Consider the following 252-nt stretch of genomic DNA (forward strand, 5'->3'; position numbering starts at 1 on the left):
GTGCCACATAGCCTGATATTTCTACTTTTGTTTGCTCACCACTGCCTTTAGAGGTAAGGCTAACATCCGACAAACCAAACGTTTCACCCACTTTAGAAACCAGCCCTTCACTGCGGCTAACCCCCTGCGAAAGTAACAACTGAGTGAGCATAGCATCGGTGGAGCTATCGCCCTCGCCTAGTGGTTGGCCATTGAGTAAATAGGCCAAAGCTTGTGCCTGATCCATCGCTGGCTCCGAAAACACTTTTAGCC

1 protein-coding gene is annotated in these 252 nt (G+C 49.6%); it reads right to left on the reverse strand.

What is annotated here, in order from left to right:
- On the reverse strand, positions 1–252 hold a 252-nt coding region (locus AAEY78_RS14195; protein WP_352340058.1), incomplete at both ends, for a translocation/assembly module TamB domain-containing protein.

The sequence above is a fragment of the Psychrobacter sp. 16-MNA-CIBAN-0192 genome (assembly GCF_040309565.1).
In the GTDB taxonomy this organism is placed as follows: domain Bacteria; phylum Pseudomonadota; class Gammaproteobacteria; order Pseudomonadales; family Moraxellaceae; genus Psychrobacter.